General features: G+C 62.8%; 15 protein-coding genes. 6 read left to right on the top strand and 9 right to left on the bottom strand.

The annotated features are described in order from the left end of the window. Positions 1-14: 14 nt before the first annotated feature. Entirely contained in the window at positions 15-3,911 is a 3,897-nt protein-coding gene (gene purL / locus ACZ89E_RS17315) for a phosphoribosylformylglycinamidine synthase (protein ID WP_463259475.1), read from the top strand. 20 nt (positions 3,912-3,931) lie between these two features. Beyond that, the gene (locus tag ACZ89E_RS17310; protein WP_463259476.1) at positions 3,932-4,243 is read left to right on the top strand and encodes a YqfO family protein; all 312 of its coding nucleotides are present in this window, start codon (positions 3,932-3,934) and stop codon (positions 4,241-4,243) included. Positions 4,244-4,330: 87 nt separating this feature from the next. On the opposite strand, the gene ACZ89E_RS17305 is transcribed toward ACZ89E_RS17310, so the two are convergent. Further along, positions 4,331-5,242, bottom strand: a complete 912-nt coding sequence (locus ACZ89E_RS17305) for a membrane-targeted effector domain-containing toxin (RefSeq protein ID WP_476256120.1) — start codon at positions 5,240-5,242, stop codon at positions 4,331-4,333. Positions 5,243-5,282: 40 nt separating this feature from the next. Continuing rightward, positions 5,283-10,079, bottom strand: coding sequence for a membrane-targeted effector domain-containing toxin (locus tag ACZ89E_RS17300; RefSeq protein WP_476256119.1), 4,797 nt, complete (start codon positions 10,077-10,079; stop codon positions 5,283-5,285). Positions 10,080-10,546: 467 nt separating this feature from the next. On the opposite strand from ACZ89E_RS17300, the gene ACZ89E_RS17295 reads away from it, so the two are divergent. Beyond that, positions 10,547-10,876 (top strand): DUF6124 family protein, encoded by a 330-nt coding sequence (locus ACZ89E_RS17295; protein ID WP_476256118.1) that lies wholly within the window; start codon positions 10,547-10,549, stop codon positions 10,874-10,876. Positions 10,877-10,977: 101 nt separating this feature from the next. Here ACZ89E_RS17295 and nagE read toward each other — a convergent pair whose 3' ends face one another. The 7 genes from nagE to ACZ89E_RS17260 all read right to left on the bottom strand — a co-directional run bounded on the left by nagE (position 10,978) and on the right by ACZ89E_RS17260 (position 19,762). Next, entirely contained in the window at positions 10,978-12,687 is a 1,710-nt protein-coding gene (nagE, locus tag ACZ89E_RS17290; RefSeq protein ID WP_476256117.1) for an N-acetylglucosamine-specific PTS transporter subunit IIBC, read from the bottom strand. A gap of 32 nt (positions 12,688-12,719) precedes the next feature. Then, positions 12,720-15,236: a phosphoenolpyruvate--protein phosphotransferase gene (gene ptsP / locus ACZ89E_RS17285; RefSeq protein ID WP_476256116.1), complete on the bottom strand. Its 2,517-nt coding sequence runs from the start codon at positions 15,234-15,236 to the stop codon at positions 12,720-12,722. 53 nt (positions 15,237-15,289) lie between these two features. Continuing rightward, positions 15,290-16,312: an SIS domain-containing protein gene (locus ACZ89E_RS17280; RefSeq protein ID WP_149657455.1), complete on the bottom strand. Its 1,023-nt coding sequence runs from the start codon at positions 16,310-16,312 to the stop codon at positions 15,290-15,292. Continuing rightward, complete coding sequence (gene nagA, locus ACZ89E_RS17275; RefSeq protein ID WP_476256115.1) at positions 16,293-17,399, bottom strand: N-acetylglucosamine-6-phosphate deacetylase; 1,107 nt, start codon at positions 17,397-17,399, stop codon at positions 16,293-16,295. Before nagA ends, ACZ89E_RS17280 begins: the two co-directional genes overlap by 20 nt. Before the next feature lie 33 nt (positions 17,400-17,432). Then, positions 17,433-18,164, bottom strand: a complete 732-nt coding sequence (locus ACZ89E_RS17270) for a GntR family transcriptional regulator (protein ID WP_123597016.1) — start codon at positions 18,162-18,164, stop codon at positions 17,433-17,435. Positions 18,165-18,649: 485 nt separating this feature from the next. Then, positions 18,650-19,153 carry a L,D-transpeptidase family protein gene (locus tag ACZ89E_RS17265; protein WP_133837164.1) on the bottom strand — a complete coding sequence of 168 codons (504 nt, stop codon included), beginning with the start codon at positions 19,151-19,153 and terminating at the stop codon, positions 18,650-18,652. Between the two features lie 57 nt (positions 19,154-19,210). Next, entirely contained in the window at positions 19,211-19,762 is a 552-nt protein-coding gene (locus ACZ89E_RS17260) for an NUDIX hydrolase (protein ID WP_149657453.1), read from the bottom strand. A gap of 146 nt (positions 19,763-19,908) precedes the next feature. Between ACZ89E_RS17260 and ACZ89E_RS17255 the strand changes: the two genes are divergently transcribed. The 3 genes from ACZ89E_RS17255 to ACZ89E_RS17245 are packed head-to-tail and all read left to right on the top strand — an operon-like array spanning position 19,909 to position 21,284. After that, complete coding sequence (locus ACZ89E_RS17255) at positions 19,909-20,508, top strand: CoA pyrophosphatase (protein WP_149657452.1); 600 nt, start codon at positions 19,909-19,911, stop codon at positions 20,506-20,508. A gap of 39 nt (positions 20,509-20,547) precedes the next feature. Next, complete coding sequence (locus tag ACZ89E_RS17250; RefSeq protein WP_027924900.1) at positions 20,548-21,072, top strand: gamma carbonic anhydrase family protein; 525 nt, start codon at positions 20,548-20,550, stop codon at positions 21,070-21,072. After that, on the top strand, positions 21,069-21,284 hold the full coding sequence (locus tag ACZ89E_RS17245) for a DUF1289 domain-containing protein (RefSeq protein WP_149657451.1): 216 nt from the start codon (positions 21,069-21,071) through the stop codon (positions 21,282-21,284). Before ACZ89E_RS17250 ends, ACZ89E_RS17245 begins: the two co-directional genes overlap by 4 nt. Positions 21,285-21,401: the final 117 nt, after the last annotated feature.

Here is a 21,401-nt window from a genome sequence, read left to right as displayed (position 1 = left end):
AGGCTGTCCCGAAGATGTTGATCCTGCGCGGCGCTCCTGCCCTTTCTGCCTTTCGCCACAGCAAACTCCTTGAGCAACTGAGCCAGAAGGTCCCGGCTGTCAGCGGCTTGTATGCTGAATTCGCTCACTTCGCCGAAGTTACCGGCGTCCTGACCGGCGACGAACAGCAGGTGCTCGCGCGCCTTCTGAAGTACGGCCCAAGTGTCCCGGTGCAAGAACCGACCGGTCGTCTGTTCCTGGTGTTGCCGCGTTTCGGCACCATTTCGCCGTGGTCCAGTAAAGCCAGCGACATCGCTCGCAACTGCGGCCTGAGCAAAATCCAGCGCCTGGAACGCGGTATCGCGTTCTACGTGGCCGGCCAGTTCAGCGACGCCGAAGCGCAGCTGATTGCTGACGTACTGCACGACCGCATGACGCAAATCGTGTTGGGCAACCTCGAACAGGCCGCCGGCCTGTTCAGCCACGCCGAACCCAAGCCCCTGACCGCGATCGACGTGTTGGGTGGCGGCCGCGCCGCGCTGGAAAAAGCCAACACCGAGCTGGGCCTGGCCCTGGCCGAAGACGAGATCGACTATCTGGTCAACGCCTTCATCGGCTTGAAGCGCAACCCGCACGACATCGAACTGATGATGTTCGCCCAGGCGAACTCCGAGCACTGCCGTCACAAGATCTTCAACGCCAGTTGGGACATCGACGGCCAGAGCCAGGAAAAAAGCCTGTTCGGCATGATCAAGAACACCTACGTGATGCACAGCGAAGGCGTTCTGTCGGCTTATAAGGACAACGCTTCGGTGATCGTCGGCAACGTCGCCGGTCGTTTCTTCCCGGACCCTGAAACCCGCCAGTACGGCGCGGTGCAGGAGCCGGTGCACATCCTGATGAAAGTCGAGACCCACAACCACCCGACCGCGATTGCCCCGTTCCCGGGCGCGTCCACCGGTAGCGGCGGCGAGATTCGCGACGAAGGCGCCACCGGTCGTGGTGCCAAGCCCAAGGCTGGCCTGACCGGTTTCACCGTGTCCAACCTGCAAATCCCGGGCTTCGAACAGCCGTGGGAAGTGCCGTACGGCAAGCCTGAGCGCATTGTTACCGCGCTGGACATCATGATCGAAGGCCCACTGGGTGGCGCCGCGTTCAACAACGAATTCGGCCGTCCAGCCCTGACCGGTTACTTCCGTACCTTCGAACAGTCGATCACCACCCCCCGTGGCGACGAAGTTCGCGGTTACCACAAGCCGATCATGCTGGCCGGCGGCATGGGTAACATCCGTGCCGAACACGTACAGAAAGCCGAAATCACCGTCGGCTCCAAGCTGATCGTCCTCGGCGGCCCGGCGATGCTGATCGGTCTGGGTGGCGGCGCGGCTTCCTCCATGGCCACCGGCACCAGCTCGGCGGACCTGGACTTCGCTTCGGTACAGCGCGAAAACCCTGAGATGGAACGCCGCTGCCAGGAAGTCATCGACCGTTGCTGGCAACTGGGCGACAAAAACCCGATCAGCTTCATCCACGACGTGGGCGCGGGCGGCCTGTCCAACGCCTTCCCGGAACTGGTCAACGACGGCAACCGCGGTGGCCGCTTCGAACTGCGCAACATTCCAAACGACGAGCCGGGCATGGCCCCGCACGAAATCTGGAGTAACGAATCCCAGGAACGCTACGTTCTGGCGGTCGGCCCGGCGGACTTCGAACGCTTCCAGGCGATTTGCGAACGTGAGCGCTGCCCGTTTGCCGTGGTCGGCGAAGCCACTGCCGAGCCGCAACTGACGGTCACCGACAGCCACTTCGGCAACAGCCCGGTGGACATGCCACTCGAAGTGCTGCTGGGCAAAGCCCCACGCATGCACCGTTCGGCCGTGCGTGAAAACGAGCTGGGCGACGACTTCGATCCGTCGACGCTCGAGATTGCCGACTGCGTCGAACGCGTTCTGCATCACCCGGCCGTCGCGAGCAAAAGCTTCCTGATCACCATCGGCGACCGCACCATCACCGGCCTCGTGGCCCGTGACCAAATGGTCGGCCCGTGGCAGGTTCCGGTGGCCGACGTTGCCGTCACCGCCACCAGCTTCGACGTCTACACCGGTGAAGCCATGGCCATGGGCGAGCGTACTCCGCTGGCACTGCTGGACGCTCCGGCGTCGGGCCGCATGGCCATCGGCGAAACCCTGACCAACATCGCGGCTTCGCGCATCAACAAGATCTCCGACATCAAGTTGTCGGCGAACTGGATGTCCGCCGCCGGTCACCCGGGTGAAGACGCGCGTCTGTACGACACCGTGAAAGCAGTCGGCATGGAATTGTGCCCGGACCTGGGCATTACCATTCCGGTGGGCAAGGACTCCATGTCCATGGCCACGCGCTGGAACGACGAAGGCGTCGACAAGACCGTCACTTCGCCAATGTCCCTGATCGTGACCGGTTTCGCGCCAGTGGCTGACATCCGTCAGACCCTGACGCCGGAGCTGCGCATGGACAAGGGCACCACCGACCTGATCCTGATCGATCTGGGCCGTGGCCAGAACCGCATGGGCGCCTCGATCCTGGCCCAGGTGCACGGCAAGCTCGGCTCGCAAGCGCCGGACGTCGATGATGCCGAAGACCTCAAAGCCTTCTTCGCCGTGATCCAGGGCCTCAACGCCGACGGGCACCTGCTGGCGTACCACGACCGTTCCGACGGTGGTCTGCTGACCAGCGTCGTGGAAATGGCCTTCGCCGGTCACTGCGGTTTGAGCCTGAACCTCGACGGTCTGGCGGAAACGTCCGCCGACATCGCCGCGATCCTGTTCAACGAAGAACTGGGCGCTGTGATCCAGGTTCGCCAGGACGCGACGCCAGACATCCTCGCGCAGTTCAGCGCTGCTGGCCTGGGTGACTGCGTGTCGGTAATCGGTCAGCCGATGAACAACGGCCAGATCAACATCACCTTCAACGGCGAAACCGTGTTCGAAGGCCAGCGTCGTCTGCTGCAACGTACCTGGGCTGAAACCAGCTACCAGATCCAGCGTCTGCGTGACAACGCCGACTGCGCCGAGCAAGAGTTCGACGTGTTGCTGGAGGAAGACAATCCGGGCCTGAGCGTCAAGCTGAGCTACGACGTCAACCAGGACGTCGCCGCGCCTTACATCAAGAAAAACATTCGCCCACAAGTTGCCGTACTGCGTGAGCAGGGCGTCAACGGTCAGGTGGAAATGGCCGCAGCCTTCGACCGCGCCGGTTTCAACGCGATCGACGTGCACATGAGCGATATCCTGGCTGGCCGTGTTGACCTGAACGAGTTCAAAGGTCTGGTCGCTTGCGGCGGTTTCTCCTACGGCGACGTATTGGGTGCCGGCGAAGGCTGGGCCAAGTCCGCGCTGTTCAACAGCCGTGCTCGCGATGCGTTCCAGGGTTTCTTCGAACGTAACGACAGCTTCACCCTCGGCGTGTGCAACGGTTGCCAGATGATGTCCAACCTGCACGAACTGATCCCGGGCAGCGAGTTCTGGCCGCACTTTGTGCGTAACCGTTCCGAGCAGTTCGAAGCCCGCGTGGCGATGGTCCAGGTCCAGGAGTCGAACTCGATCTTCCTGCAAGGCATGGCCGGTTCGCGCATGCCGATCGCCATCGCTCACGGTGAAGGTCATGCCGAATTCGAAAACGAAGAAGCCCTGCTGGAAGCCGATCTGTCCGGTTGCGTGGCGATGCGTTTCGTCGACAACCACGGCAAGGTCACCGAGAAATACCCGGCCAACCCGAACGGCTCGCCGCGCGGGATCACCGGGCTGACCAGCCGCGACGGTCGCGTCACGATCATGATGCCGCACCCGGAACGCGTGTTCCGCGCCGTGCAGAACTCGTGGCGTTCGGAAGACTGGAACGAAGACGCACCTTGGATGCGTATGTTCCGTAATGCGCGCGTCTGGGTGAACTAAGAGCGGGTGAACCAAGCGCTGTGTACAAGCTCAGTTTTTTTGTTCCAACCAGTCACGTCGAAGACGTGAAAAGCGCCGTATTCGCCGCCGGTGGCGGGCGGATCGGTGCTTATGATCACTGCGCGTGGCAGGTGCTCGGTCTGGGCCAGTTTCGTCCACTGGACGGCAGTCAGCCGTTTATTGGCGAAGCGGGGCAGGTCGAACAGGTTGAGGAATGGAAAGTAGAGCTGGTGGTGGCGGATGAGTTGATCGTGGCCGTGGTGGCCGCGTTGAAACTCAGCCATCCCTACGAGACGCCAGCTTACGAAGTGTGGCGGCTGGAAGATTTCTGATCTTCCGGGGTGCTGAAATGAGAAACCCGCTGATGCAAATCAGCGGGTTTTTTTATTGGGTGGGATCTTTACGACGTGTTCACTGCTTCATGGCGCAGGTGTCAGGTGCACCTCTTGCCGGAGCATGTTGAGCAGTTCGAGCAGGGATTTGAAACGTCGCGTCTGCTTGACCCAGCGATTGATAAAAAACAGCCCGTTATCGTCGATCTGGATCGGGGTGGAAACGATGTCCCCGTTGCCGGATTTGTGCAGCAAATTGATCTCTGCCGTGGACGGGCGTTCGATCAGGTAGTGCCCGGCCACGGTCAATCTTGATCGGTCGACAGGAACGATGGCCGCCGGTCTTGGCATGCCGGCAATGCCGACGTCCAGTATGAAGTCGCTGCGCAAGGCCCGCGTCGTCAGTGACGTGGGGTCGGTTTCCCAGAAACCACGGTGGATGCTCCTGGCCCGCGCCGGTGCGGTATCCCTGACATGCAGGCTGACGGCGCCGAGCATTTCCGCCAGCCCCGGCACCCCAAGGTTATTGTTGGTGTGGGCGCTGCCGACGAAGGCGATCCATTTGTGCGGGCCCTGTGTCGCCTGATCGGCGCGGATGACCTGGGCGGCGAAGTAGCTGAACATCTGGTTTCGCGTAAGGTCCCCGTCCTCCATTCCTTTGATGTGATAGCTGGCGGTGCAGTCGATGGCCCTGACGCGGATGCCGTACTTGCCAGCAGCCTGGATCACTTCCGAGTAGGTATCGGCGCCGGTGTAGAAGGGCCCCATGTGGCCGACGTCCTGGTTTCTGAGGTAGGTCTTGAGGCGGTTGGGCATTCGCTGGGTCAAGTGGAAGGCATCCAGGTGGGCCTGGTGCAGGTCGGTCAGCAGGTGCTCGACGTAGAGGGTCTTGAATCCCAGCTTCTTGATGTTTTTCATCTGCTTTCTGAGCAACGCCTTGCTCGACTCGTGGGTATGGCCCTCACCGATCACCAGCCCCGCCAGTGGGCTGTCGGCCACCTGTTTCAGAAACGATTCCGGCGTCGTGCTTGCGGTGATCTCAGGCAGTGACCGGCCTGCCGGGGGGCACGTAGTCGGCAAAAAACTGCTTGGCGGTGGTGTTCAGGCTGGAGCGCCGTTCGAGAAAGGCCATGAACGGGCCTTGCCTGCTCTGACTCGCTGGTGCGTAGCGGCTGTCCAGACCATGGGGCTGACGGGATAGGCGGGCAACGTCCTCGCGCAAGGCCGGGGCGATGTCGAAAGCGCTGAAATGCTGAGCGCCGGGTTCGGGGGCAATCGCTGCCGCCGGTGTGCTCGGCGCGGGTGCCTTGTAGGCAGTGGGCACTGCCATTCGGTAGTCGGCTTTGGCCAGTGCATCCCCGGGCATGGCGCCTGCGGTATCGGCCCAGATGCCCGCCGGTTGATCCAGCCCGACGTCTTCGACGCGCAGCGCCACGGCATTTTGCAGGTCCGCCAGGCCGGGGGTGTCGTTGAATGTCCGCAGGCGTGACTGTTCGACCAGGGCGATCCAGCGCTCGTGCGGGGCGTCGGCGACATCGCCGGCAATGACTTTGTGGGAATAGAAATTCCTCACGGCGTTATCCCGTGGCGTGGTCGGCGAGGTCTCGCCCATGAGCAGGGCATCCTCCAGTTGATAACAGGTCGAGGCATCCAGGGCGCGTATTTGCAGACCCTTGTCCCTGGCTTTGCGCACCAGGGCGAGGTAGCAATACTCCGCGTCCGGCGCGTGACCGAGGGCTGTGTCCATGGCCTTGAGGTGCTTCTCGATGTGCCGCCAGGATTTGCCCGTGTTGAGCTTTTCCAGTTTGATCGGGAAGACGTCACCCGGCAGGTATTCCACGTACAGGCGCTTGAAGCCTTTTTCAATCAGCTCATCCATATGAGCGATCAACAGTTGTTTGCTGGCGAGGGAGCCCGGTACGGCACCGATGATCAGGCTCTTGTTTGCGGCAAAGGTATCGCTGGCGAGCCACTGCGCCATGGACAGGTCGGTCTGGACCGGAAGGATCCGGGGCGCGGCGGGCAGCGGGCCCAGCTCCCTGAAAAAGGCCTGCGCGTCCGTGGTCAGCCGCCCGACCTGTTGCAGGTAGGCGGTGCGCGCATTGCCCAACTGCTTGACGGCTTTGTCCAGCACCGGCTGCGCGGAGTTGAACATCAATTCGCCCATGTTGACCATTTCGGTCCTGCATTGCGGGTCCAGGATGCCTTCGAGCCGATCCCGGTGTTTCGCCGGTATCCCGTAGTCTTTGTGCGGCCCGGGGGTTTCCTGCACCGGTTGATATTTTGGTCCGCCGCCGGACACACCGCTGCGTACCAGGACGCCGTCGGCATCTGGCGTGACCAGGCGTCCGGTCGAGGCCCATTGGCCGTGCGGGTCCAGGCGATACAGCAAGTAGCGGCCGATCGCATCCGGGGTGTTCGTCGTCCAAAGGGTCCGCCCTTCGAACACCACCGCGCGCATGTCCGTCGGGGGCAGCGCGGCGGGTTCCAGTTGCCGGATCAGTTGCATCGCGCGGCTTTGCTCGGCACCGGCGCTGCTCAGGCGCAACGAACGCCCCACGGGTTTGAGTGCGCGCAGGGCGGGGCGCAAGTCGGTGAACAAGGCGCCGGCACTGTTGAGCAGGTAACCGGCGAAATGCTCAAGCGCCGCCGTGGTATCGCCCTGGTTGTAGGCGTGCAGCGCGAGCATGGCGTCCTTGAACGCCAGCAGCAGGCCGGCGCTCAGGCTCAGGATCGGGTACGGCGCGGTGGCGATCGCGGCCACCCATTCGACGCAGGTCCAGACGAGGTCGCTGATCATCCGGGTGCGGTTGACCGTGGTGGCGTTGACGTCGTCGATCTTGCGCTGCAACTGCATGTTGTACAGGGCATGGCGCACGTCGGACGTGGCCGCCACGGAACGGGTCGCGTCGTAGCGCGCCGGGCTGACGCTGGTGGTGTCCAGTTGATCGGGCAGTTGTTGCCTGACCTCTTCGAGGAAGGCGCGGACGCGGGTGCGGGATGGAACGCCGACCCGTTGGGTCAGGTAAGCGATCATGCCGGGCTGTTTTTTCAGCAGGTAATTGAACAACCGCGCTTCGCGAAAGCTGATGCCGTCGGGGGCTTGCGGGGTGTAGAGCAGAACCGGGCGGTCGCCGTGGCTGAACAGCCAGGCGCCGATCACCCAGTCGCCGTCGATCATCAAAGGGTGCAAGGCGTATTGGCTGCGCGTCGACGCCGAGCTGTCGCCCAGGCTGGCAATGCTCGCTTCCAGCCATTGCAGATCGACGCCGGTGAGGTGCCCTTGCAGGTGGCACTCAAGCGCGGCGCATTGCATCTGCCGCTGGGTGATGGCCAGGGTGGTGTTGCGCCGCAGCGCATAGCCGAGGCTCTCGGGGCTTTGCAGTTCGGTCCTGACCTTGTCGATGTAACGCTGGCCGATCCACACCCCGGTGACCGAGCGTGCGACGTTTTGCGCCGTCAGGCGGCTCAGGTCCACACCTTGCGGGCCTTTGAAGCGCGCCGAATGGGAGAACTTTTCATCGAGAAAACCCACGCCGTCGGCATAGCCGTCGCGGTACAGCTGGGTATAGCTCAGCGGTGGCGGTGTGGTGCCGGCAAGGACAGGGGGCGAATACGCCCAGACGGTGTCCGGATCGACGTCGTTGGCGCTGCGGCCCAGCAGTTCGTTCAAGCGTGCCTGGGCCTGCTCATGCAGGTAGGTATCGAAGTCCGGAAACCGGCTTTCCGAGGCCGGATGATCGTTGAAAGTGCGCAAGGCGCCTTCGGCGTCTTCGGCCAGGGACGAGAGCTTTTGCCTGTCTTGGGCGCTGGCTGAGCGATACCAGCCCGGCGTGGTGAACTCATAGTCGTCGACCCGCGTGGCCAGCACATGCTCGGCCATCGACCTCAGGCAATCGCGATGGCTAACGGCGACCGTGAACCGGACTTCCTGGTATTCCCGGTCCTGGGGTTTGAAGCTCAGGCCGGCCAGCACCTGGCGCAGGCTGGGGCGAAAACGCAGGGGCGCCCGGCTGATCAAGTACTCGGTCATGCGGGCGGCAGCGGCGTCACCGTTGTTCAGGGCCCAGCCGAGGATGTGTTGTTGGCAAGCGGCCTCGCTGTCGAACGCCTGGAATTGCTGGTCTCGCGGCGCTTCGGGGGTGCAGAGCAGCAAGCGTTTGATCGTTCCGTGGTCGTCCGCCTGGCGCAGCACCCACACATCCTGCAGTTGCGCACCATGCAACGACAGGGTGCCGGCCCCCAGGGTTGCGGCGCTCAGTCGCGTATCGCTGCCGGCGCGCAGGCGCTGGATCAATTGCAGGTCGTCGTCGCGCAGATGACCTTGCAGATACGCGGTGTAGGCCAGTGCGTCGATCCGCTGATCGAGCATCTGCTCGATGGCCCGCCTGATTTCGGGGCGGGCATGCATCCAGGTTTGCACCTCGGCAAAATCGACACGCGGGTGCAGGGTGTCCAGTTGCTGAATCAGCCACGCTGGGGTCAGGTCCATGTGCGATTCGTGCAGGGGCGCGCCGTGGTAGGTGAGGGTGGTTTTTTCCAGGAAGTCCGAGCCGGGCAACGCGTCCCCGGTATGGGCGCCGCGCAAGGCCAGCTCGATCAGGTCTCGCGAATGTTCATAGACACCAAAACCGGCGACGTAACGGCGGGTGCGCAGGTGCAGGTGTTGTGGTTCCAGGTCATGGATTTCCAGCTCATCGCCGAGCCGTTCAAGCCAGGCGTCACGGGCCAGGGCTTGCGGACTGGCGGCGGGGCCCAGCAGGTCCAGCAAACGTTGCCGCGCCTGGTTGTAATGACGCAGACGCAACGCCAGTTCTGCCCGGTGGTCTTCACTGGCGCTGCGATACCAGTCCGGTGCGCTGTAACGCAGGCTGCGTTCAAGCAGGGCTTGGGCGTGAAGTTCGAGGCGGGAGGTGAGGGCCGGCAGGGCGGCGTCGATGGCGCGGTCGAGGGCGCGGAGCAATTGGCCGCTGTCGTGCTCGGGGTTGTCGGCAAAACTCAAGGCCCGCTCGATATCTCGGGTGCGTTTGTCGATCAGCGCGTCGTAGAGGTGTTCAAACAAGGGGGTGCTGTCGATGGGCGACAACTGCAATGGCCAGATGCCGGATTCGCTCAAGGCGTGATAGCGCGTCGGCAGCATCTGCATGAAGTCACTGCGCCCGGCGACGTGCTGCATGTGCTGCGACAAATGACTATTGAGCGCGGCCAGCGAGTCGAAGGACTCGACCCCTCGCGAGGGCGTGAACAGCAGGACCTGGCCGACGTTTTGCGGCGTCAGTAAATCGTTGGCCACGGGGCTGTTTTTTTCCGTGGCGACAAAAGCCCCGGCCAGTTCGACAGTGTGTTCCTGATAGCTGAACTGCAAGGCATACAGGCCCGGACGCAGGGCCGGCCCCAGCGCCAGGCTTTCCAGCATCTTGCCGGCCTGCGGATGCAGCAAGCGATTCTGGACCGCCCACCGGGCTTCGTGCTCGATGGCGGTGAACCCGGCCTCAAAGGTCATGAAGGACTTGGCAGGCTTGCCGTCGATCAAGTCCCGCAGGTCCATGTCCGCCAAATGCGCGATGAGCGTGGCCCTGAGTGTCGCGAGCAGCGTCTGCCCGGCCTGGCTGTGCAAATCACTGTCCGCCAGCGCCTGGTAGTGCGTACGGCAGCGGCGCAGAAACGGCTCGCGGTAGTTTTTCAGAAGGCCGTTCAGGCGTGTCAGGTAGACCTGTTCGGCCGAGGGTTTTTGTTCGGGTAGCAAAGGGGTTTGGGTCTTGAACAGATGATGACCGATCTGGTTGAGATAGCCTTTGATCTCTTCAAAGGACGGCGCGGCGTTGGGTGTGCTCATCGGCACGGTCTCCAGGCTGATGGGAATAACCTTCAGCTTGGAGTGGGGCGCGTGGGCGTTGGCGGTACATAGTTAACACCCTTCGCCGCGTGGGATGTGCGTGTCAGGCGTTTAAACACGGCTTGTTTAAAACCACTTCTGAGTTACTTCCCGAGACCTACAAAATCTTGCGCCGTTGCCTACGGCTACGCCAGAATCCGCCGGCTTGTGTGCCCTTGGGGCTGCTCGGTAACTTGATTCCCGTCACTGCCCATCAGTGATCGGGTTTAGCAGCCCGGGAGATTTATCTAACAAGTTGCACAAGCTCTGTCAGTCAGGCCCCCCCCGCCGGTACTCGATGGTGGCTGTGCGCAGGGCGCCTTCGGGCGCGCCGGCTTTGTTAGATTCCCCGGTCTGCTAACCTGCGCACAGCTGCCTCCCTCTCGTTAGCAGCAGGAGGGTTGGCACCCAATCCGAGAATCTGACCTATGTCCAACGTTACGCCCGATCCGCCAGAAACCGATCCAACCGCCCCGCAACAACCCGAATCAACACCACGCGACATCCCCTCATTCGCCGACATCAAAGCCACACCGCGTACACCGAGTACCCTGTTTGCCGTAAGCCCCGAGGCCAGCAGCGAAACCCTGATGACATACCTGGTCGAGACCCTGGCCTCGGTCGACGTGCTGGTCCACAACCTGGTGGACCTGCTGGACGGCAGCTCACGCAACGCCCTGCTGGGCATCTCCAACAGCGTGATGCTGGCGGAAATCACAGCGAACCGGGTGCTGGATCAGATCGACCCGCGTGAATAGACCCGGCCCCTTCGCGGGCAAGCCTCGCTCCTACAGGGGAATGCAATCAACCTGTAGGAGCGTGGCTTGCCCGCGAAGACGGAAGGTCAGGCGCCAAAGATCTAAACCTTGGCACTCACCTCACTGCGATTAACCAACGCCTCCAACGCCCCACTCAAACTCGGCGCCTTGTCGCCAATCAGCAGGTGCCAAATGCCACCTTCAAGTTGGCTGACACCCTGGCAGCCCAATTCCTTCAACTGACACTCCGACAACGCCTTGCCATCCGCCAGTTGCAGGCGAATCCGGGTCATGGCGATGCAGTCCATTTGCAGCACATTGTCGCCACCGCCCAAGGCATTCAGCCACTGCTGCGCTTCCGGTGTCGCTACGGGTTTCACCACGTCGACCACAGGGGCAGGGGCAGCGATAACCCCACGACCCAGAGCGGGCATCGCCAGGCGAATCTCATCGGCGATGCTGTCGGCCATCGGCCCGACCACCACCTGCAAACTCCCGCCCTTGCCCGGACGCACCACCGCCATCGCGCCCAGGGCTTTGAGCTCGACATCGTTGGCCTTGTTGCGATCCACCATGTCCAGTCGCAGGCGCGTGGTGCAGGCGCCGACGGTGATCAGGTTGTCCGCGCCGCCCAACGCCTTGATATAGGCCCCGGCACGCTCGTTCGCCGCGACCACCACTTTCTCGCCTGAAAAAACATCTTCACGCCCCGGCGTCTTCAGGTTGAAGCGGCGAATGCAGAAATCAAACACCAGGTAGTAGATCGCCGCGTAGGCCAAACCGACCGGGATCACCAGCCAGCCGTTGGTGGATTTGCCCCAGCCCAGGACCATGTCGATGAAGCCGCCGGAGAAGGTAAACCCGAGGTGGATGTTCAGCATGTTGGTGATGGCCATCGACAGGCCCGTCAGCACGGCGTGCACCAGATACAGCATCGGCGCGAGGAACATGAAGGCGAATTCGATCGGTTCGGTCACGCCGGTCAAAAACGACGTCAGCGCCATCGACAGGAAGATCCCGCCCATGACCTTGCGCCGCTCCGGCAAGGCGTTGCGGTACATCGCCAGGCACGCGGCGGGCAGGCCGAAGATCATCATCGGGAACATGCCGGTCATGAACTGGCCGCCCTTCGGGTCGCCAGCGAAGTAGCGCGACAGATCGCCGGTGATGATGGCGCCGGTGGTCGGGTCGGTGAAGTTGCCGAACACAAACCACGCCATGTTGTTGAGGATGTGGTGCAGGCCCGTGACGATCAGCAAGCGGTTGAACACGCCGAAAACGAACGCGCCGAAGCTGCCGCTTTCCATCATCAACGCGCCGAAACTGTTGATGCCTTGCTGGATCGGCGGCCAGACCAGGCCGAAGATCAACCCCAGGCCGACGGCGGCGAAACCGGTGACGATGGGCACGAAACGCCGGCCGCCGAAGAACGCCAGGTACTCCGGCAACTTGATGTCCTTGAAGCGGTTGTACAGCGCGCCGGCCATCAAGCCACTGACGATCCCGGCGAGCATGCCCATGTTGATGCTGGCGTCGAGCACCTTGAGGGTCGACACCATCACCAGGTACCCAATGACCCCGGCCAGCCCGGCAGTACCGTTGTTGTCCTTGGCGAAACCGACCGCGATGCCGATGGCGAAGATCATCGCCAGGTTGGCGAAGATCACCTGGCCCGCATCGTGGATGATCGCGATGTTCAGCAGATCGGTGTCGCCCAGGCGCAGCAACAGGCCGGCGATGGGCAGGATCGCGATCGGCAGCATCAGCGCGCGGCCGAGGCGCTGCAAGCCTTCGATGAAGTATTGGTACATGGCGTATCTCCCTGGATTCTTGTTTTAGTTGTTCAGCTCAGAGGCCAATGTTGGTGACAGGCGTGACGCACCGCGCCGGCGCTGCTCAACTTGAGCAAGCCCTGGCTGAGGCGCCGGCATTCGCTGGCGTCGAGATGGCGGATGCGATCCTTGATTTCACCGATCTGCACCGGGCTCACCGACAACTCGCTGACCCCCAGGCCAATCAGGACTGGCGTGGCCAACGGATCCGACGCGAGCGCCCCACAAACCCCGACCCAACGGTTATGCACCGCCGCACCGGCGCAGGTTTGCGCGATCAAACGCAGCAGCGCCGGGTGCAACGCATCGACCCGGGAGGCGAGGCCGGCATGGTCGCGGTCCATGGCCAGGGTGTATTGGGACAAGTCGTTGGTGCCGATGGACAGGAAGTCCGCGTGCTCGGCCAGTTGCTCGGCCAACAGCGCGGCGGCCGGGACTTCGATCATCACGCCAAGCTCCGGGCGTTGAGTCAGCTCCAGCTCGGTGCACAAGGCGTCGAGGCGCTGGCGGATGTGCAGCAGCTCGTCGACTTCAGTGACCATCGGCAACAGGATCCGGCAGCGCGATAACGGGCTGACGTGCAGCAGCGCGCGCAGTTGTTGATCGAGCAGTTCCGGGCGCACCTGAGCCAGGCGAATCCCGCGCAGGCCGAGCACCGGGTTGGCTTCGGCGGGCAGTGGCAGGTAGTCGAGTTGTTTGTCGCCGCCGACATCGATGGTGCGGATGATCACCGACTTGTCGCCCATGGCATCGAGCACGGCTTGGTAGGCGAGGCGTTGTTCCTGTTCGTCCGGCGCGGTGTTGCGATCGACGAACAGAAACTCGGTACGCAGCAGGCCGACGCCGTCGGCGCCATTGGCCAAGGCATCCGCCGCTTCGGCACTGGACGCGACATTGGCCGCGACTTCAATGTGCGAGCCATCGAGGGTCAACGCCGGGGTGTGCGCTTGCGCCTGTTGCTGGGCGCGACGTTGCTGATGATCGATTTGCGCCTGACGCACCTCGGCCAGGCGTTCGGCGCTCGGCGTCAATTCGAGGCGACCGCCATCGGCATCCAGTACCACCGCTTGGCCTTGCGCCTGATCCAGCAATGTCGAACCCAACGCCACCAGGCACGGCAGGCCTTTGCCCCGGGCGAGAATCGCCACATGTGAGGTCGCACCACCCGCCGCCATGCACAGGCCCGCAACGCCATGCTGACTCAGTTGCAGCAGATCGGACGGCGTCAGTTCATGGGCCGCCACGATGGCGCCAGCGGGAATGTCGTAATGCCAGGTTTCCCCCAGCAGGGCGCGCAGCACCCGTTGCTTGAGGTCACGCAAATCATTGGCGCGTTCGGCCAGCAACGGGCTGCCGAGTTGCTGCAGGACCTCGCACTGCACGTCGATGGCCTGGCTCCAGGCGTGAGTCGCGGCGCTGCCGTTGTCGATGGAGTGCGCCGCTGCGTCCAGCAACGCCGGGTCTTCCAGCAGCGCGAGGTGCGCGGCGAAGATCGCTTCCTCGTCGGTGTGCTTGTGCTTGCGGGCCTGGGTCAGCGTGTGATCGATTTCGCTGCGCACCACGAGCAACGCGGCATCGAGGGCTTGCCGTTGTTGCTCGGGATCGTGGCTGCCGGCGTCCACTGGCAGGCTGATTGCGTTCAAGCGAAACAACGGCCCTGCTACCAGACCGGGCGCGGCGCAAACGCCATGCAACACACCCGCTTCGGCCGGGCGATTGCGTTGAGCAATCGGCGCTGGCGCAGCGGTGTGACTGTCTTGCGCCAACGCGGTGGATAACGCAGTCAACAACGCCTGCAACGCCGCTTCAGCGTCCGGGCCCTGACTGCTGACCTGAACGTCTTCCTGCTCGCCGATGGCCAGGCTCATCAGCCCGATCAAGCTGTCACAGGGCGCCGATTTGCCGGCGAAATGCAGCCGCGACTGGCTCTTGAAGCCTTGCGCCGTCTGCCGAATCAGCGCCGCCGGCCGAGCGTGCAAACCACCGCGATGGGCGATGCGGACATGACCGTGAACTTCGATGCCGCAAAGGTCGACTTCGACCGGCACGCCATTGGCCAACCGCCGCACGATATGCAGCAGCGGATCGCCGACCTTCACCGGTTTCAGGGTGATCGGGCGCGCTTGAAAGTCCTGGCTGTTGGTCAGGATCATCAGGCTGACCAGGCTTTTGCACTGCTGCGCGACCTTGTCCAGGTCATAGCGCAACAGCGGCTGGCCGTTCGCGACGCGTGCGCCTTCCTTGACCAGCATCGAAAAGCCTTCGCCCTGCAACTCGACCGTGTCGAGGCCCAGGTGCAGCAGCAACTCGGCACCGTTGTCGGCGCGCAAGGTCACGGCGTGGCCGGTACGGGCGACATGCACCACCACGCCGGCGCAAGGCGCGTGAAGGGTGTCGTTCAATGGATCGATAGCAATCCCGTCCCCCATGGCGCCACTGGCGAACACCGGGTCCGGGACTCTGGCGAGCGTGAGCACCGGGCCGCTGAGCGGGGCGCTGAGGGTCAGCTCTTTATTATTGTTGTGCATGGCTCGGTACTCATCAGTAAACAATTCGGTTCGGGTCGATCGCGCCCTTCGACTCAATGGGTGCGCGTTACTTTGCTCAAGTGCCGTGGCTGGTCCGGGTCCATGCCGCGGGCGACGGCCAAACCAGCCGCCATCACATAGAAACTCTGGATCGCCAGAATCGGATCAAGGGCCGGGTGTTCGGCGCGGGTCAGGGTCAGGTCGCGTTCACTGACGTCATCCGGTGCGGCCAGCAATACACGGGCGCCGCGCTGGCGCATGTCGGCGGCCAGGCTCAGCAAACCGGCCTGCTCGGCACCGCGCGGAGCGAACACCAGCAACGGGTATTGCTCGCCGATCAAGGCCATCGGGCCGTGCCGGACTTCGGCACTGCTGAAGGCTTCGGCCTGGATCGCCGAGGTTTCCTTGAACTTCAGTGCGGCTTCCTGGGCGATGGCGAAACCGGCGCCACGGCCGATCACCATCAGGCGTTCGCAATCGCGCAGGGCGTCAATGGCCAGGCTCCAGTCCTGTTGCGCCGCCTCGCGCAGGCCTTCCGGCAGCGCGTTGCCGGCCTCCAGCAATTCCACATCTTCTTTCCAGTGGGCGATCAAGCGTGCGCTGGCGCTGAGGGTGGCGATAAAACTCTTGGTGGCCGCGACGCTGCTTTCGGTGCCGGCCAACAGTGGCAGGCTGAATTCACACGCGGCTTCCAGTGGCGAGTCCGCCGCGTTGACCATCGAAATGCTCAGAGCGCCACGCTTGCGCAACAGACGCAGGCTGTTCACCAAATCCGGACTTTGCCCCGATTGCGAGAAGGCGAACGCCACCTGGCCGCTGACCTTCAATGGCGCTTGCTGCATGGTCACCACCGACATTGGCAACGACGCCACCGGAATCCCCAGTTGCTGCATGGTCAGGTAGGCGAAGTAACTGGCGGCATGGTCGGAGCTGCCCCGAGCGACGGTCATCGCCACTTGCGGCGGCTGACGGCGCAGGCGCCCGGCGATCTCGATCATCTGCGGGTCCAGTTGCTGCAATTGGGCTTGCACGGCCTCGAACGAGGACAGCGCCTCTTCAAGCATTTTTGAAGTCAATGTCTTCTCCTTCGACCATGACGGCGGTCAGTGTGAGTGAGCGATCCAGCCGCACGCAGTCGGCCCAGGCACCGGGTTCGAGGCGTCCGCGTTCGGTGATTCCGAGGTAGTCGGCGGGGAATTGCGAAAGGCGTTGCGAGGCTTCGGCAATCGGCAAACCGATCTTCACCAGGTTGCGCAGGGCCTGATCCATGGTCAGGGTGCTGCCTGCCAAAGTGCCGTCGGCCAGGCGCACGCCGCCCAGGCACTTGGTCACGGTGTGGCTGCCGAGCTTGTATTCACCGTCGGGCATGCCGGCGGCGGCGGTCGAATCGGTGACGCAATACAGGCACGGGATCGAGCGCAGGGCCACGCGCATGGCGCCGGGGTGTACGTGCAGCAGATCCGGAATCAGCTCGGCGTATTTGGCGTGTGCCAGGGCTGCGCCGACGATGCCGGGCTCGCGGTGATGCAGCGGGCTCATGGCGTTATAGAGGTGGGTGAAACTGCTGGCGCCAGCCTCCAGCGCCGCCACGCCTTCCTCGTAACTGCCCAGGGTGTGGCCGATTTGCATGCGCACGCCACGGGCGCTGAGGGCGCGGATCAAGGCGTCGTGGCCGGCGATTTCCGGGGCGATGGTGATGACGCGGATCGGCGCCAGGGCCAGGTACGCCTCGACTTCGGCCATCAACGCGGTGTGGGCGAAATTCGGTTGGGCCCCGAGTTTGCCGGGGTTGATGTACGGGCCTTCGAGGTGTACGCCGAGGACCCGGGCGCTGCCAGTCGGCCGCTGCTCGCAGAACTCGCCGACAGCTTTGAGCACGCTGGAAATCTCTTCGCTCGGCGCGGTCATGGTGGTGGCCAGCAGCGAGGTGGTGCCGAAACGCACGTGGGTTTTGGTGATGGTTTCGAAGGCGCTCGCGCCTTCCATGATGTCTTTGCCACCGCCGCCGTGAACGTGCAGGTCGATGAAACCCGGCAGCAGGTAAGGCAGGTCGTTGTCGGCCGGGTCGCAAGGCACGCCTTCGATGGACACGACTTTGCCGTGTTGGTGAATCAGCCGGCCGCGAACCCAGCCGTGGGCGGTGAGGATGTTGTCTTCGGACATTTCGGTTCTCGCTGTTTGGCGACTTCGCCCGGTTTAACGGCGAAGCTCTGCGACAAAGTCGTAGTAGTCGTTGCGGCAATAGGTGTCGGTGACTTCGATGGGCGTGTTGTCTTCCAGGTAGCCAACCCGGGTCATCAGCAACATGGCGGTGCCGGGGGCGATGCCCACCAGCGCGGCGAATTCGTCCGAGGCGTTGATCGCCTGGATGTGTTGCAAGGCGCGGACAATCGGTTTGCCGATACCGTCGAGGTATTCGTAGAGGGAATCGCCCACCGCTTGCGGCTTGGGGATGATCGAAGCGGGCAGGGTGCTCATCTCGATGGCCATCACCGTGTCGTCGGCTTTGCGCAGGCGTTTGAGCCGCGCGACCTTGTCGTTGGGCGAGAGGCCGAGGCGGATCAGTTCTTCGTGGGTCGGCGGAGTTATTTCACGCTCCAGCCATTGCGACCCGGGGACGAAGCCTTTGAGGCGGAGCATTTCGCTGAAACCGGAGAGACGCGACAGCGGTTGTTCCAGGCGCGGGGTGATGAAGGTGCCGGAACCCTGATTGCGCCGGATCAGGCCTTGTTCGAACAACACCTCCAGTGCCTTGCGTGCGGTGACGCGGGAAATGCCCAGCAATTCGCTGAGACTGCGCTCCGACGGCATGGCCTGCTCGGCTTTCCACTGGCCGGCGTGGATCGCCGCTTCCAGATTGCGCGCCAGTTGCAGGTACAGCGGCGTCGGCTGGGTGTCGTCAGGACGTAGGGCCTGGATGTCATTCATGTAGGTCTTTTCCGATGCGGATATTGGATTGTTGTCGCCCGGTTGTAGGACGGAAGCTAATACCACTTAAATACCATGTCAATCAGACCACTTTGCTTGAGACGCAGCAAAACCGGGGATTATGGGCTTGTTTGGAGGGGGATGGTTTGAAGTGGTATTAGCGGTGGGGGTTTTGGAAGCAAAGATCGCAGCCTTCGGCAGCGCCTACAAAGAGAATTGGTATCAACCCTGTAGGCGCTGCCGCAGGCTGCGATCTTTTGATTTATTTTTTCGATGGGCGACGGAAGGTAGCGGGCAGACCACGATTTAACTGGCGCCGCAGCCCACTGTGGCGAGGGTGCTCGCCCCCGTTCGGCTGCGCAGCAGCCGTAAAATCAGCAGACGCGGTATGCCAGTTGAAACCCGGTAGCAGGTTCTGGCACTGCTTCGCAGCGCAACGGGGGCAAGCCCCCTCGCCACAAAAGCCCCGCGCAGTTGCACAAACCTTACGGCCGAATCTCAATCATCGTGCCATCCGGCACCAAACCCCACACCTCGCGCATGTCCATGTTGCGCATGGCGATGCAGCCGTCGGTCCAGTCCAGGGTGTGGAACAGGTTTTCCGGGTAGTCATAGGTGTCGGGGGTGCCGTGGATCATGATCATGCCGCCCGGGTTGACCCCTTCGCGCCGGGAGCGGTCGGCATCGTCACGGTTGGGATAAGAGATGTGCATCGCCAGGTTGAAACGGTCGCTGACCTTGCGCCAGTCCACCCAGTAAAAACCCTCGGGTGTGCGCTTGTCGCCTTCCATCAGCTTCGTGCCCCGTGGGTTTTTGCCCAGGGAGATGCGGTAGGTGCGCAGCGGTTTGCCGTCGGCGATCAATTGCAGTTGATGGGCGGATTTGAGCACCAGCACTTTTTCGATGGGTTTGCCGTCCAGAGTGACCACGGTGGAGGCCTGGGACACCACGACGAACGACAGGCAAAACAAGGCAAGCAACCAGCGCATTGAAACGATATCCCTAGAGGTGTCGCGACTATTTATAAGTTGGAATTCAGTAAGAGCTTAGATGATGGCGGGTTGCGCAAGCGGTGGAATCGACTCGGAACGCACCGGGTAGACCTCCGTCTGCCGGTCAGCGAAGAAGCATTCTAAGGTACGGCCCACCGTGCGGAAAGCCAGCTCTGACCAAGGGATGTCGGCTTCATCGAACAGCATGACTTCCAGGCTCTCGGGGCCGGCAGCAAAGTCCAGGTCCACCAGTTCGGCGCGGAAGAATACGTGCACCTGACTGATGTGCGGCACGTCGATCAGCGTATAGATGCTCAGGTTACGCACTCGGGCGCAGGCTTCTTCGGCGGTCTCGCGCACGGCCGCCTGCTCGATGGTCTCGCCGTTTTCCATGAAACCGGCGGGCAGGGTCCAGTAACCGAGGCGCGGCTCGATGGCGCGGCGGCACAACAACACCTTCGAGCCCCAGGTCGCCACGCAACCGGCGACGATATTGGGGTTCTGGTAGTGAATGGTCTGACAGCTGTCACAGACAAAACGCAGGCGCGAATCGCCTTCGGGAATGCGCTGGGTGACCGGGTTACCGCACTGACTGCAAAATTTCATGCTTGGGTTCCTGGAGGCTGCGCCTATCTTGGCGTGCGGCGGTGTCAGTCGGCAAGTTGTCGTTTCGCGACATGGCGCAGTTCGGGGGTTGGGCGGTCGGTTCTATTGGTGCATGATGCGAGGTAGCCAACAGATCGAGAGCACTCATGCTGGACGAGCTACTTCACCGGGTAAGCAACCACACGCCGAAAACGCTGGAAACCGATAAACGTTTCCCCGAAGCCGCGGTACTGGTGCCGATCACTCGCAGCGATGAACCGGAACTGGTGCTGACCCTGCGCGCCAGCGGGCTCTCGACCCATGGCGGCGAAGTCGCCTTTCCCGGCGGGCGGCGCGACCCCGAAGACCCCGACCTGATCTTCACCGCCCTGCGCGAAGCCGAAGAAGAAATCGGCCTGCCGCCGGGCCTGGTCGAAGTGATCGGCCCGCTCAGTCCACTGATTTCCCTGCACGGCATCAAGGTCACGCCTTATGTCGGTGTCATTCCTGATTACGTCGAATACCTGGCCAACGATGCCGAAATCGCGGCGGTGTTCAGCGTGCCCCTGGAGTTCTTCCGCAAGGACCCGCGGGAACACACGCACCGCATCGATTACCAGGGCCGCAGTTGGTACGTGCCGAGCTATCGCTATGGCGAGTACAAGATCTGGGGTTTGACGGCGATCATGATCGTCGAGTTGATCAACCTGCTGTATGACGCCGACATCAGCCTGCACCGCCCCCCGAAAAGCTTTATCAATACCTGAATCCGAACCCGCGGCTGCCTGAGCCTTGAGGACAACACGATGAAATATCGCCTGGGCGATGCCCGCGTCGAAACCCATCCGCAGAGTTGGGTCGCCCCCAACGCCGTGCTGGTGGGCAAGGTCAAACTGGAAGAGGGCGCCAACGTCTGGTTCAACGCCGTGCTGCGCGGCGACAACGAACTGATCCTGATCGGCAAGAACAGCAACGTCCAGGACGGCACCGTGATGCACACCGACATGGGCTACCCACTGACCATCGGCACCGGCGTGACCATCGGCCACAACGCCATGCTCCATGGCTGCACCGTCGGTGACTACAGCCTGATTGGTATCAACGCCGTGATCCTCAACGGCGCGAAAATCGGCAAGAACTGCATCATCGGCGCCAACTCGCTGATCGGCGAAGGCAAGGAGATCCCGGACGGTTCGCTGGTCATGGGCTCGCCGGGCAAGGTGGTGCGCGAACTCACCGAGCCGCAGAAGAAAATGCTCGAAGCCAGCGCCGCCCACTACGTGCACAACTCGCAGCGCTATGCCCGCGACCTGGCCGAGCAGGAAGAATGAACGCCCCCGAACGACCGGTGCTATCGCCCTGCGTGAACATCTGCGCACTGGACGACGACGATATCTGCACCGGATGCCAGCGCACGGTGGAAGAGATCACCCGTTGGAGCCGGATGGACAACGAAGAGCGGCGCAAGGTGTTGGGGTTGTGTCATGAACGGGCCAAATCCAGTGGGCTGCTTTGGATGATCGGGGCCAAATCGGATAAATGAGGTGCGGCCTTCGCGGGCAAGCCTCGCTCCTGCAGAACCGGGGCGTTCCGCAAGTGACCGCCACAATACCGTAGGAGCGAGGCTTGCCCGCGAAAAGGCCCTCACGACCACCCCATC

It is taken from the genome of Pseudomonas sp. TE3899 (assembly GCF_056279105.1).
Note: the sequence above shows the minus strand (reverse complement) of the source record. Positions and strands in the feature narration are given on the sequence as shown.